Origin of the sequence: Nostoc sp., from assembly GCF_036916975.1 — a bacterium.
Lineage (GTDB): Bacteria > Cyanobacteriota > Cyanobacteriia > Cyanobacteriales > Nostocaceae > Nostoc.
Genome location: NZ_JBALFF010000036.1, coordinates 97,687 through 110,486, shown reverse-complemented (window position 1 = coordinate 110,486; position 12,800 = coordinate 97,687). Strand labels below are relative to the sequence as shown.

Annotated in this window: 13 protein-coding genes; 4 read left to right on the top strand and 9 right to left on the bottom strand. The window is 41.7% G+C overall.

Annotated features, from left to right (window positions below):
- Positions 1 to 150: 150 nt before the first annotated feature.
- Positions 151 to 1,032 (bottom strand): Npun_R2479 family HD domain-containing metalloprotein, encoded by an 882-nt coding sequence (locus V7K73_RS07765; RefSeq protein ID WP_334878683.1) that lies wholly within the window; start codon positions 1,030 to 1,032, stop codon positions 151 to 153.
- 690 nt (positions 1,033 to 1,722) lie between these two features.
- Here V7K73_RS07765 and V7K73_RS07760 point away from each other — a divergent pair.
- Positions 1,723 to 3,138 carry an efflux RND transporter periplasmic adaptor subunit gene (locus tag V7K73_RS07760; protein WP_334878681.1) on the top strand — a complete coding sequence of 472 codons (1,416 nt, stop codon included), beginning with the start codon at positions 1,723 to 1,725 and terminating at the stop codon, positions 3,136 to 3,138.
- 110 nt (positions 3,139 to 3,248) lie between these two features.
- On the top strand, positions 3,249 to 6,374 hold the full coding sequence (locus tag V7K73_RS07755; RefSeq protein ID WP_334878680.1) for an efflux RND transporter permease subunit: 3,126 nt from the start codon (positions 3,249 to 3,251) through the stop codon (positions 6,372 to 6,374).
- 318 nt (positions 6,375 to 6,692) lie between these two features.
- On the opposite strand, the gene V7K73_RS07750 is transcribed toward V7K73_RS07755, so the two are convergent.
- The 6 genes from V7K73_RS07750 to V7K73_RS07725 all read right to left on the bottom strand — a co-directional run bounded on the left by V7K73_RS07750 (position 6,693) and on the right by V7K73_RS07725 (position 11,338).
- Positions 6,693 to 8,051: a M48 family metallopeptidase gene (locus V7K73_RS07750; RefSeq protein WP_334878678.1), complete on the bottom strand. Its 1,359-nt coding sequence runs from the start codon at positions 8,049 to 8,051 to the stop codon at positions 6,693 to 6,695.
- Positions 8,052 to 8,057: 6 nt separating this feature from the next.
- A complete protein-coding gene (locus V7K73_RS07745; RefSeq protein ID WP_334878677.1) occupies positions 8,058 to 8,645 on the bottom strand; it encodes a LemA family protein in 588 nt (195 codons plus the stop codon).
- A 220-nt stretch (positions 8,646 to 8,865) separates the two neighbouring features.
- Complete coding sequence (locus V7K73_RS07740) at positions 8,866 to 9,096, bottom strand: hypothetical protein (RefSeq protein ID WP_334878675.1); 231 nt, start codon at positions 9,094 to 9,096, stop codon at positions 8,866 to 8,868.
- Positions 9,097 to 9,419: 323 nt separating this feature from the next.
- Positions 9,420 to 10,439, bottom strand: coding sequence for a tRNA-dihydrouridine synthase family protein (locus V7K73_RS07735; RefSeq protein ID WP_334878674.1), 1,020 nt, complete (start codon positions 10,437 to 10,439; stop codon positions 9,420 to 9,422).
- 216 nt (positions 10,440 to 10,655) lie between these two features.
- Positions 10,656 to 10,982, bottom strand: a complete 327-nt coding sequence (locus V7K73_RS07730) for a PIN domain-containing protein (protein ID WP_334878673.1) — start codon at positions 10,980 to 10,982, stop codon at positions 10,656 to 10,658.
- Positions 10,979 to 11,338: a CopG family transcriptional regulator gene (locus V7K73_RS07725; RefSeq protein ID WP_334878671.1), complete on the bottom strand. Its 360-nt coding sequence runs from the start codon at positions 11,336 to 11,338 to the stop codon at positions 10,979 to 10,981. Before V7K73_RS07725 ends, V7K73_RS07730 begins: the two co-directional genes overlap by 4 nt.
- Before the next feature lie 67 nt (positions 11,339 to 11,405).
- Between V7K73_RS07725 and V7K73_RS07720 the strand changes: the two genes are divergently transcribed.
- The gene (locus V7K73_RS07720) at positions 11,406 to 11,630 is read left to right on the top strand and encodes a DUF4926 domain-containing protein (protein ID WP_334878669.1); all 225 of its coding nucleotides are present in this window, start codon (positions 11,406 to 11,408) and stop codon (positions 11,628 to 11,630) included.
- Between the two features lie 59 nt (positions 11,631 to 11,689).
- Here V7K73_RS07720 and V7K73_RS07715 read toward each other — a convergent pair whose 3' ends face one another.
- Positions 11,690 to 11,926, bottom strand: coding sequence for a hypothetical protein (locus tag V7K73_RS07715; RefSeq protein WP_334878668.1), 237 nt, complete (start codon positions 11,924 to 11,926; stop codon positions 11,690 to 11,692).
- 54 nt (positions 11,927 to 11,980) lie between these two features.
- Entirely contained in the window at positions 11,981 to 12,241 is a 261-nt protein-coding gene (locus tag V7K73_RS07710) for a DUF2281 domain-containing protein (RefSeq protein WP_334878667.1), read from the bottom strand.
- A gap of 301 nt (positions 12,242 to 12,542) precedes the next feature.
- Here V7K73_RS07710 and V7K73_RS07705 point away from each other — a divergent pair, with 301 nt between their 5' ends.
- Positions 12,543 to 12,779 carry a DUF2281 domain-containing protein gene (locus V7K73_RS07705; protein WP_334878665.1) on the top strand — a complete coding sequence of 79 codons (237 nt, stop codon included), beginning with the start codon at positions 12,543 to 12,545 and terminating at the stop codon, positions 12,777 to 12,779.
- The last annotated feature ends 21 nt before the right edge of the window (positions 12,780 to 12,800 follow it).

Here is a 12,800-nt window from a genome sequence, read left to right as displayed (position 1 = left end):
GAAGTTATGAGTTATGAGTTATGAGTTATTAAACTTTTATCTTAATTCATAATCCATCATTAATAATTCTGAACTCCCAATGCAACTTGGGATTTTGGATTGAAGGAAAAATCTAAAATCTAAAATCCAAAATCCAAAATTGAATAACTCTTAATTCCCAACTCCTAACTTCTCTAAATAGCGCTGCTGTTCTTCCTGTTGTTTTTCATGTTCCACAACAAACACGTTTGAGTAGAGATTAGCCAGAATTTGTTTTCCCTGTTGTGTCAGTGATAGATAATGTAGCCCCTCTTGGATATAGGGGTAGACGCCATTCCAGTAAAACTTAGCGTAGTTATTCCGTAAATCAGCAGGGGTTTTATATCCTAAAACTTTATTTACACCAGTTTCTTCAAACTCGTAAAATAAAGAAGTAATTTTCTTCAGGTAACGCGGGTCGCTTAGTTGACCAATCAAATCAGCAGCCCGGACTAATCCTGCAAAACACCTTGTATCTTGATGATCTTCTGCCGCAGGCACAGGAAATCGAGTCAATTCAATATTGCTCTTAATTGCCTCAGCATCGATTAACTTGTGACCTCCAAAACGCTCATCAATAAAAAGCTTGGCTCTATCAACATGATACGGTGTCAGACTCGCATCAGAAGCCCCAGGAGCTACAGAAATCATTTTGCCATTTTTACCTGTGGCATATAAACCTGCTGTCTCTCGGTCTTGTCGGCAAACTCCCTTAACGTAGCCAATATCATGAGACAGCAAGGAAATGATACAATGCAGCCAGTCTTCACTAGAAACACCGCCTTCCCTAATGTGTTTGCCACGTAAGATTTCTTGCCCCACTAGGGTTACAAGTACTGTGTGTTCAACATTGTGATAAAGAGCGTCGCTATTGGCAATGTTTTCTAAAGCCATATTACCAGCCCAGGCGATAATATCTTGATAATCATTTTTGAAGCAGCCGTAGGTGCGACGGTAACCGTCTCGAATTTCATTTACAAAGGCATCAATTAAAATTTCAGTGGCATTGAACATATCTGGTTACTCTGGTAAATACCAATTATTTATTGATTTGATTTCAAAATTCCATAATCAGGCTCACCCTTGCTGGAATTTCTCCTTACTTCCATTCCTCTCTGCTTGTAGGAGAGAGGCTTAAAAACCTGATTATTTCATTGCTTCCCCCTTGCAGGGAGGCTGGGTAGGAGACGTTCGTCGAACTCACATGAATTTAGAACAATAGATTTTGCTCCTTTGTAACTTATATGTAGCTGTGGACGCTAGCTTGTCTTATGCCTAAATTGCATGGTAGAGAATGGTTTCCTAGTGACACAAAGGCTTCAGAGGAATTATCGATGCCGTACAAAAATATTTATTTGCTATAAGTTTATACATAAAAGGCTGGGTTTGAAATTAGATCAATCTAGATTAGCTTCACTAGTTTTTCATATCTAACCATTGCTTGACGGTGATCTAAATACATATTATGTGTGACCTTGAGTAGCTAAATGAGATAAGCTAATTTTTTGTGTGATAATTTACATAATTTTTTTCAGCCTGTTTGCTTAGTAATTACTCTTAGCAAGCTTGTTCTATTAGAGACGTTGGTATATAAAAGACATTTACTATGAAATGCGTCATAGTTGATATGAAGTAAATAAACTTCAAGTTTTCTTAAGAAAATAGCAAGCTTGGGATGCATAGACCGAAAGTGGAGGTAGGACTGTGAGCGATGAAAGTGTTTCAGAAGTCGAGGTGAATAAACCTGTAACATCTGAAGATGCTACCTTTTTAAGCAAATCAGATAAAAAACTAAGTCCTGCTTGGTTGAAGCCATTATTCTTAGGGGCTGGTTTAGGAATTGCGATCGCCTTTGGTGGAATGAGTGTATTAAGTCGTGTTCCATCCCGTCAACAAAGCGCGGTAGCGGATAAAAAAGTTAACCCAGCAATGACAGTTACCATCGCCAGAGTAGAATCCGCCCGTGTTTTCCGTACCCTGAAAACTACTGGGACTGTAGCAGCAGGCGATTTAATTCCGGTGTTATCGCAGACAAACGGCTTACAAATCAAAAGTATCCCGGAAAATGTAAAAGAAGGGGCTTTTGTCAAAAAAGACCAAGTGTTAGCGGTGTTGGATGGTTCGATATTGCAAAGCCAAATTAGCCAAGCAAAAGCAGATGTGGAATCAAAACAAGCAGATTTAGCAGCTAGACAGGCAGATTTGGCATCAAATAAAGCCATAGTCCAGCAAAAAAAAGCAGATTTAGCTCAAGCTAAGGCGAAGTTAGAAGAAGCAGCGAAGAATTATCAGCGCTATAAACAACTCGCTGATTCTGGGACGATTAGTAAGCAAGAACTCGATACTCGTTCCTACGCTGTGAAAACTGCGATAGAAGTTGTGAATCTATCCCAAGAAAATGTACGTAGCGCCCAAGCTAATATCGGCAGCGCCCAAGCTATCATCAACAAAGCCAGAGCCGATATCAAAAACAGTGCTGCTAAAGTGCAACAACTACAAACTCAGTTGGGACAAACTGTGGTGCGATCGCCGGTTGCTGGAGTAATTGCTGAGAAACTGGCCAGAGTTGGTGATGTGACTGGTGTACCGCCACAAACCCAGGTGGGAACCGTCATTGGTGGCACACAAAAGCTATTTTCGATTATCCGAGATGAAAAGTTAGAACTTCAGGCGAAGGTGGCTGAAATTCAACTAAATCAAGTGAAAATTGGTGCATCTGTGCAAATTACTTCAGATGTCGATCAGCGCGTGCGATCGCAGGGACGAGTCAGAGAGATCCAGCCACAGGTAAACGATCAAAGGCGAGAGGCTACAGTCAAAATTGACTTACCGCCAACAACTTTACTTAAACCAGGGATGTTTGCTAGTGCTGCAATTACTACTAACTCTGGGATAAGGATGGTAGTACCGCAAAAAGCAGTGCAATCTCAAGCAGACTCAAGTGTAATTGTATTTACCTTATCGAGTGGAGATATAGTCCGTAGCCAGAAAGTAGAGTTAGGAGATCCTGCAAATGACGACAAAGTAGAAATCAAAAGTGGTTTGCAATTAGGCGATCGCGTTGTAGTTGATGGTGCAGGATATCTTAAAGATGGCGATAAGGTTCGAGTTGCAAAGTAAAAACGAGATGAGGGGTATGGGGGGATGAGGGAGATGAGGGAGATGAGGGAGAAATGACAAATGACCAATGACAAATCCAAAATCCAAAATCTAAAATCTAAAATTTTCCCATGTCTTTTAATATCTCAGCTTGGTCGATTAAAAAACCTGTTCCTACAATAGTTTTATTTTTAATTTTGACGGTTGTGGGTTGGTTCTCGTTCATATCCTTGGGGATTGATATTAACCCAAATATTGATGTGCCAACAGTTACGATCAAAGTCACCCAACCAGGTGCAGGTCCGGCCGAACTAGAATCCCAAGTGACGAAAAAAATTGAAGATGCCGTCGCGGGGTTAGGCAATATCGATTATATGATTTCCACCGTCAGCGATGGGAGTTCTAACACGACAATCAATTTTGTTTTGGGTACAGATAGCGATCGCGCCACCAATGATGTTCGGAATGCGATCGCTCAAATTCGCCAAGATTTACCCCAAGATATCAACGATCCAATTGTGCAACGTCTGGACTTTTCCGGCGGACCGGTGATTACTTACGCAGTTAAATCAGATCGGCGTTCTGTAGAAGAGTTAAGCAATATTGTAGATCAAACCATTAGCCGCGCCTTATTGGGAGTTCGTGGTGTTGCACAAATTCAGCGTGTGGGTGGAGTTGACCGAGAAATTCGGATTAATCTTAATCCAAATCGCTTACAATCTCTGGGTATCACCGCCACCCAGGTAAACGACCAAATCCGCACTTTGAATATTAACTTACCTGGTGGACGCGCCGAAGTTGGTGGTAGCGAACAAAGTATCCGCACTTTAGGAAGTGCAGCTAGTGTGGATATGTTGAAAACCTACGAAATCCTCTTACCACAAGGTGGTTCCGTACCCTTATCTACCCTGGGAACCGTAGAAGATAAATTTGGCGATGTGCGTCAAGCCGCCCGCTTGAATAATCAACCTGTGGTAGCTTTTCAAGTGTTGCGTAGTACTGGTAGCGTTCTGGTGACTGTGGAACAAGGAGTCAAAGCAGCAGTTAAAGAACTGGAAAAAACCCTTCCCGCAGATGTGAAGCTGGATTTAATTTTTACTAGAGCCGATATTGTTCGCCAATCTTACCAAACCACCATTGATGAATTGATTCAAGCTTCGCTGCTGGCAGTCATCGTTATTTTAGTATTTTTGCGGGACTGGCGAGCAACATTAATTACGGCTGTTGCCTTACCCTTGTCAATAATTCCCACCTTCGCAGTGCAGCAAGCCCTTGGTTACACCCTCAACAACATGACTTTGTTGGCATTAGCGCTGGCGGTGGGCAACTTGGTAGATGATGCCGTTGTGGAAATTGAAAACATGGAACGCCACATGGCTATGGGCAAGTCAGCTTGGGAAGCTGCTTTTGAGTCTTCCGACGAAGTAGGGTTAGCGGTAATAGCAAGTTCCTCGACGATTATTGCGGTGTTTCTGCCCGTTGCCTTTATGGGTGGGATTCCGGGGCAGTTTTTCCAACCATTTGGTGTTACCGTTGCCGTTTCCACAATTTTCTCAACTCTGGTAGCGCGGATGGTTACGCCGATGATGGGGGCGTATCTTTTGAAGGAGAAGGAAGGGAGTGGGGGAACAGGGACAATAAAATTCTTCAATTTTAAATTTACACTTCCAGGTAGCGGGAACGGAAATAGAAAACTTATCACCGAAAAGCGCCGAGGCTTTCAACCTTATAGATCGCTCCTTGAGTGGGCGTTACGCCATAGATTGACAACAATGGCGATCGCATTAGCTTTTTTTGTTGCGAGTCTGACGCTGGTTCCCTTAATTCCCAAGGGTTTTGTTGATGATGGCGATTTTGGAATTTCTAACGTATCTATAGAATTAGCTCCAGGTTCGACATTAAAAGATGTTAACAAGGTAGTCACACAAGCCACTGACATCATCCGACAAAACCCAGTAGTTGAACGTGTACTAGCAACCGAAGAGATAAATTCTGCAACCCTTGCGATTAATCTCAAACCTAGAGAAGAACGAAATATTTCCCAAAAACAGTTTGAAGAACAAGTACGCCCTGACTTTGAGCAAATACCAGGAGCTAGAATTAGTTTTCAAAGTCAGTCACCAGGTGACAGTAACAAAGGTTTATCAATTGTCCTCAGAAGTGAAAATCCCGAAGCGCTGAATCAAGCTGCTGATGCTTTAGAAAAACAGATGCGATCGCTAGCCGGATTAGTGGAAGTCTCTTCTAGTGCGAGTTTAGTTAAACCAGAGATATTGGTAATTCCTAACCCGCAACGGGCGGCAGATTTGGGGGTGACAGTGCAAGCGATCGCTCGGACTGCTTCCCTTGCTACCATCGGCGACAATGAGGCCAACTTGGCAAAATTTAATTTAAGCGATCGGCAAATCCCCATTCGTGTGCAAATCGATCCGAAGGCGCGGGCTGACATCAACACAATCACAAATCTGCAAGTCCTCAGTCAAAGTGGTAAATTGATTCCCCTCGTCGCAGTTGCAGACATCCGCTTTGGCAGTGGCCCTGCTACGATTAACCGCTACGATCGCGCCCGTCAAGTTGCCGTAGAAGCCAATTTGCAAGGCATTTCTTTGGGACAGGCAGTAGAAACAATCAACAAACTACCTGCGATGCAAAACTTACCGCCAGGGGTAGTACAACAACCATCCGGTAGCGCCAAAATTATGCAAGACATTTTCGGGCGCTTTGGTGGTGCATTAGGATTGGCATTAATGTGTATCTATGCAATTCTGGTGCTGCTGTATAACAACTTTCTGCATCCATTATCGATTATGGCAGCCTTGCCCTTTTGTTTAGGCGGCGCACTGGTAGCGTTGATGCTTGCCCAAAAACCCTTGGGACTTTATGCCTTGATTGGGATCATCCTGCTGTTGGGAATTGTCACCAAAAACTCAATTTTGTTAGTTGACTATACAATCATCAACATGCAGGAAGGTAAAACCCAACGTCAGGCACTCGTAGAATCGGGTGTGTCACGTCTGCGTCCGATTTTAATGACTTCTTTGGCAACGATCGCCGGGACTTTACCTTTAGCATTAGGAATTGGCGCGGGTTCTGAAGTTCGCCAACCAATGGGAATTGCGATTATGGGCGGTTTTACAACTTCTACTCTGCTGACACTGGTTGTAGTGCCGGTGATATTTAGCTACATTGACAACTTCCAAACTTGGATTAAGGATAGATTGCGCTATGGCTTTGGTAAGAAACCATCACGCCAATAATGAAAAGCAAAGACGCGATTCATCGCGTCTCTTGCCTTAACCGAACCATATTGTTACCGATGTACCTCACATAAACGAGAACCCCTATATCACTGGTTATATTAACTTTGCTTTGCAAAAGATTGTTTCTGTTTGGAAACGCTACGCTGAGGGTTTAAAAATGGGGGAATGGGACAATCTAGAGTCATAGCGATCGCTCTTAGTAAATCTGCTTCTGACTGTGTAACTTTGTTGTCTAATAGTACCGTGTGGGCGCAGGCATCAACAATAGCTTGCTTGAGTTTGGGACTCGCTAGACGGAGGCGATCTATACTCTTCTTAAGGTACTGCTAAATCCACAAGTGGCAAGCGAATTTTAGGATCTAACTGGCTAATTTCGCTGCTCAATTCCAGAGTTTTTTCTACCAACTCCGCAGGCTGCACCTCGCGTAACCAAGCAATTTGACGTTCTTGGATCTCGATATTTTCAGTATCTAAGGCTAGGGCAAATGCGATCGCCATTGCACTTTCTTGCTCCCGCGCACCCAAACGCAGAGATTCTGGTAACTGCGATAACAGCGCTTGAGCATGGGCAAAATGCTCTGGTGTGACGCTTCCCACCTGGTTTACAATCTGTTCTGGAGTGGGGCTAAAACCACCAGCAAAGCCCATTGTTAAGGATTCCTGGGAGGGGGAACGCATCTGATTGCGAGATGGCATTGCTGGTAAATTGCTGACGTTTAAACCCCCAACCCGGCGGATACGTTCTGCTAAGGCTGGGTGCGTAGAAAACATATTTTCCCCAAAAGAGGGGTTGAGGGCGTTGCCAAAAAACATGTGGCTAGCGGCTTCTGCTCCCGGCGAAATCAAGCGGGAATCCATCTTTTGGAGTTTTTCGAGGACTCCGGTAAGTCCATTGGGGTTACGAGTGAACTGTACAGCCGAAGCATCGGCGAGAAATTCCCGTTGGCGAGAGACTGCGGCTTTAATTAAGCGTCCAGAGAGTAATCCGATACTGCCAATTGCCATCAGTGCTAAACCAAAAGCCCACAAAGGTAAACCCTTGTCTTCCTTTCCTAAACGGAAAGTACCACGAAGCCGCCAGAGCAATTCCCCGGTTAAATAAATGAACAAAATCCCGTGGAGTAATCCTACCAAACGCAAATTTAGCCGCATATCTCCATTGATAATATGACTAAATTCGTGGCCGATGACTCCTTGTAGCTCATCTCGGTTCAGGTGTTGCAGAGTTCCACGGGTAACTCCAATTACAGCATCATTGGGCGAAAATCCAGCAGCAAAGGCATTAATGCTGGTTTCTCTTTCCAGAAGATAAACTTCTGGGACGCAAATACCAGAAGCGATCGCCATTTCCTCGACAATATTTAATAGAATTCGCCCTTGTTCATCCGCCATATCTGCTATCAGGAGTCTTCCCCCCAACTCCTCAGCAATTACGCTTCCGCCCTCACGCAGATAGGCAATTTTATATAAGCTTCCGACTGCGATCGCAATTATTGTAATCCCAGCCACGTAAATAAATATCCCTGGATGCCACCAAACACGGGGAGCCATGCGAAACAGAAATAAAGTGGCAATATAAATTGCCATAATCATAACTGCGATCGATAGGGAAAATAACCCAATTAATTGTTGCGTATTTTGGCGTGCGCGATCCTGATGTTCAAAGAAATTCATAGACACCTAAAAAGACACGCGTGGGACATTTCTAATTTCTGGAGTAGCTTCCGGGAGCAATTCTGCAACAGTAAAGTTAAAATTATTGGCTACAAGATTGCTGGGGAAAGATTCTCTCTTGGTGTTGTAAAGTGTCACCCCGTCATTAAAAGCCTGACGGGCAAAAGCAATCCGGTTTTCAGTGGAAGATAATTCTTCCATTACCTGAGTCATGGCGCGATCGGCTTTCAATTCTGGATAAGATTCTGAAAGTACCATCAACCGACTTAATGCACCCGTCAGCGCTCCTTCAGCATTGCCCAAGTGTTGCATTGCTTGGGGATCGCCGGGATTTTGGGCAGCCCGACTGCTAGCATTAATTGCAGAATTCCGAGCGGTAATAACTGCTTCTAGAGTTTCCCGTTCATGTTTCAGGTACCCTTTGGCAGTTTCCACCAAGTTGGGAATTAAATCATAACGGCGCTGTAATTGAACATCGATTTGAGAGTAAGCATTTTTGTAACGATTCCGATACTTGACTAAATCGTTGTAGCTATTAATGATAATTACAGCAACAATGGCAACTAAAGCAACAAAAAATATTAAAATCCCCATATTTTTAGATGATTTCCATCAGATACTTATTTTATATCCAGCAAAATTTGTGTGGATATAAAGACGAGTTTACTTGTAGCAAGTTCGTTTCGTCGCCTGTAAAATTAGTTACGCGATTTTACTGATACTGCACGAGATCCCCGACTTCTTTAAGAAGTCGGGGATCTAAGCCTTGCGATTTTCAGCAATCAGATAGAATTGCTATATGTCATCAGATAAGTTACCCATGAATATGAAGAAATAGGGAATAACCACTGATAGCAAAAATAAAAAGGATAGCGGCAGGAAAAATTACTACATCCCTGACAATAAATAAAATCCAATCTTTTCTTAGTTCTTGTTTAAACTTAAGTTCTCGCAGTTTTGGCTCAAGTTCTACATCTTCTTGTGACTGCAAGTTTTCATCGGCTTTGTTAGCAATTATTTGTGATAAATCTATTTTATCTGTCATGCTGTTTAGATACCAATAATTTCAGTTTCAAGATTTTGGTTATCATCTGCAATCCAGATATAAGTAGGTAGGCAAGATAAAACCAAACTATGTAACGAAAAGTAAAATCTTTGTATTTGGCTCGTAGTTGCGCTTTAGCGCATCTTTATCCGGATGCGCTAAAGCGCAACTACGAGCGAGTGATAATTATTTGCGCCCACTTACTTATTTGCCTTTTTGCTTGATCGGAGATGATAATTTACTAGTGCTAAAGCCCTGGAGAGGCATTGAAATTCTGACTGTTTAAGAATTTTTAGCAGAGAATTAGCGAAATAGCAAGCAGGTTACACGCCTGAATAGGGTGCTAGGGCTAAAGTTTTCGTCAGATCGCCAAGGAGAAAGCGATCGCAGAGGTTTAAGATTTCTACCTCAGTCTGCATTTGTCGCATCAGCCGCAGGAAATGACCTTCAGCGTCAACATTCAGGGCAATGTAGTTAAGGAACATTTTTAGGTAGCCTACGCGCGATCGCACTGGCATAGTTGCAGAATAAGGGGTTTGCGATAAACGATCAATATAGTTGCGTACCTCTACTAAAGGAACGGGCGCGATCGGCTCTCCTCGGATAGCTTGCCGAATTTGATTAAAAAGCCAAGGATTCCCGATCGCCCAGCGTCCCACCATCACACCCGCCGCGCCCGTTTCCGAAAGCACTTTAAGGGCAGTTGTCGCAGAATGAATATTACCATTGGCAAGCACCGGACAATCAACCCGTTTCACCGCAGAGGCGATCAAATCATATTTCACTACCCCGTGGTACATATCTTTCACGGTGCGACCATGCAAACTCAGCAAATCAATGCTGTGGCGATTGATTATATCTAAAATTTCGTAAAAGTTATCTGTATTTTCAAAGCCTACGCGCATCTTGACGGTTAAAGGGCGATCGTTGACAGCAGAACGCAGTTCTCCCAAAATCCGATCCACTTTTTCTGGATATAGCAGCAATCCACCCCCAACATTTTTGCGATAGATTCTAGGTGCTGGACAGCCCATATTCAAGTCAACTCCAGCGATATTATAGTTGCAGAGTTCCTTTGCTGTTCTTACTAAGTGGGGAATGCTTTCGCCAATCATTTGAGCAAAAACGGGGCGACCTGTGTCGTTTTCGGTGATTGCTGCCAGAATGCTACGATTCAGCCGTGAGGTATCATTTACGCGAAAATACTCGGTGAAGAAGTAGTCAGGGCTGCCGTAGTGGGCAATGAGTTTCATAAACCAGAGGTTTGTCACATCCTGCATGGGCGCAAGAGCCGTGAAGGGTAGGTCTGGATGCCGCGATTGGGGGAGCGATACTTGGGGCATAGAGATTTTAGCGATCGACAAAGCATCACTCTATCAAAAAAGCGATCGCCATTGTACAGAAGATGTTATTTGGAATTGAACTGAGAATGCTGGGTTAGCGACAGCATAATAGAGCCTACGGGACTAACTAATGTTGAGTTTCTAAGGCAAAATCCAGTTTTCCAATTTTAATCCATTGATGCGTTCGTAATGGCGAGTATTATTTGTTACTAAAATTTAATTTTCTACAAGTGCAACACTAGCAATTAGTAAATCAAATTCAGCAATTGTTTGTCCTATTCTACGGAGTTCTGCCTTTAATTCACCATACTTTCTCAGAGCAGAATCATTTAAAGCTACAACGGGTAAGTTTTGAATAAAGTCTTCTGCACGAGTCAAATTTTCCACTACTCGTTGAGAATTATAAGCACCAAAATATAACTCAGCAACCGTGATGGTGCAAATAGAAATTTGCTCCCATCCTATTTCTCTAACTTTAGTTCTGACTGAATTAATATCTTTAATCCAATAAATACAAGTATCGGTATCAAGTAAATAAGTCATAGACTAATGTCATTGTTAGAAATAGTCCGGCTATCATAAATATCTTTGACTATTTCCTCAGCAGTACGTTCATCTTCCCAAGGGCCAAGCCTTTCCATAAATGTGTCTAGTGGATGCGGTTTTGGCTGCTGCTCAGATGAGAGAATGATTTCATTCACTATCAATTGATTTGCTTCTGGGACTCCTAATTTTTTGGTTTCCTCTTTAGCTATAACCATGATTTGCATCAATGTTATAGCCTGACGCAGAACATCACTTTTACTTGTGCCTATTTTATTTGCTAGTTCGTCTAATATCTGATTTAGTTCAGGTGACAAATCCAAGTTTAACCGAACCATCTTTTGAGTGTCAGTCATGGTTCCATCCTTGTGTAAGATATTAAGTATATTATAATTGGCTGAGACTATAAGATTTATACTGATTATGATTCAAGAACTTGATAAGGTTATTCTGACTAGTGATCTCCCAGAACATAGTTTAGAACAGGGTGATATAGGCACTGTTGTTTTAGTACATCAGGGTGACAAAGGATATGAGGTTGAATTTGTCACATTAGATGGCGAAACTGTGGCAATTGTTTCACTCCACAGCATACAAGTACGCCCTATTGTTAGAAGAGAAATTGCGCGATCGCGCGTGATAAACTAATGATAGTAGGTGGGTTTTTGGCGTAAAGATAAATCCAGAGATTGGTATCGAGAAAAATATTATTGCTCATATATTTCTTCTGGATTAAATTGGTAATCTTGAGGAAGTCGGAAAGAGTAGTTATTAACTTTTTCTAAAAATTTATGGATTTTGGATTCTCCATCATCAATTGTTTGAGTAGATTGACTTGGTTCCAGAATCAAAAATTGTATGGTTTTACCTTCTAATTCGGGGCTAAGTTTTTCACTCAAAACCAGTTCGCCATTAGTGCAGGTTGCTTGAACAATTTTGAGCATAAAATTTACTGAATATGAGAATTGATTTTTTTAAAAGCTAACCAAAATCCTGTATCAACGATGATCATATTTATGATCTAATGTATTATATAAAACTTCTTTATATGTAGTTGATAAATTTTCTTCCACAGAACAACAACCAATTAATCCAATTTCATCAAACTTTTCATAGAGACTTTTTTCTTGACTATGATTTCCTGATTCTGGTTGTGGATAACGCTTTTTGAGTAGCTGAATAAAATCAAGTAGTAAGATTTGAGCTTCTTCTGGTAAAGTAGAAATATCTCTAGATATTTCTTCAAATTTGATTACCATAATTAACTTCTAAATTGAATTGAGGAAAATTTTCGTTATGACCCTATTATATAGGACTAATACTTGATTTCTGAAAAGATACGTAGGGTGCGTTAGCGACAGCGTAACGCACCATCATTAAGGGTTTGGTGCGTTACGAACTGCGTTCTAACGCACCCTACAATACCTAATTTTGTTCAAAAATCAAATACAAATCCTATAGACTAATTGTAAACCGATCGCGGCTAATAATCTAATTGATAATGGCATACAGCCAAATAATATTTTAAAATTTATTAGTTAATATCAGAGGCTAGAGAAAATGAGCATTGAGGAAATTATTATAGATAAGGTAAGAATATTACCTCCTGATAAGCAACAAGAGGCATTAGATTTTGTAGAATTTTTACTTGCGAAAATGCAAAAGCAAGAGTTATCTGCTCAAGAAATAAAATCAGGGGTTTCGGCTTTGACTCTTGCTCAAGAATATGTTGGTTGTGTGGAAGCAGCAAGTGATTTGTCTACTAATAAAGATTATATGGATGGTTACGGTTTGTGATGAGGCGATGTGTATTGCTAG

Bases quoted from the DNA above. Each gene is read 5' to 3' on its own strand.
- V7K73_RS07765 (WP_334878683.1), bottom strand. From the start codon at position 1,032: ATGTTCAATGCCACTGAAATTTTAATTGATGCCTTTGTAAATGAAATT.
- V7K73_RS07755 (WP_334878680.1), top strand. From the start codon at position 3,249: ATGTCTTTTAATATCTCAGCTTGGTCGATTAAAAAACCTGTTCCTACA.
- V7K73_RS07750 (WP_334878678.1), bottom strand. From the start codon at position 8,051: ATGAATTTCTTTGAACATCAGGATCGCGCACGCCAAAATACGCAACAA.
- V7K73_RS07745 (WP_334878677.1), bottom strand. From the start codon at position 8,645: ATGGGGATTTTAATATTTTTTGTTGCTTTAGTTGCCATTGTTGCTGTA.
- V7K73_RS07740 (WP_334878675.1), bottom strand. From the start codon at position 9,096: ATGACAGATAAAATAGATTTATCACAAATAATTGCTAACAAAGCCGAT.
- V7K73_RS07735 (WP_334878674.1), bottom strand. From the start codon at position 10,439: ATGCCCCAAGTATCGCTCCCCCAATCGCGGCATCCAGACCTACCCTTC.
- V7K73_RS07730 (WP_334878673.1), bottom strand. From the start codon at position 10,982: ATGACTTATTTACTTGATACCGATACTTGTATTTATTGGATTAAAGAT.
- V7K73_RS07725 (WP_334878671.1), bottom strand. From the start codon at position 11,338: ATGACTGACACTCAAAAGATGGTTCGGTTAAACTTGGATTTGTCACCT.
- V7K73_RS07720 (WP_334878669.1), top strand. From the start codon at position 11,406: ATGATTCAAGAACTTGATAAGGTTATTCTGACTAGTGATCTCCCAGAA.
- V7K73_RS07715 (WP_334878668.1), bottom strand. From the start codon at position 11,926: ATGCTCAAAATTGTTCAAGCAACCTGCACTAATGGCGAACTGGTTTTG.
- V7K73_RS07710 (WP_334878667.1), bottom strand. From the start codon at position 12,241: ATGGTAATCAAATTTGAAGAAATATCTAGAGATATTTCTACTTTACCA.
- V7K73_RS07705 (WP_334878665.1), top strand. From the start codon at position 12,543: ATGAGCATTGAGGAAATTATTATAGATAAGGTAAGAATATTACCTCCT.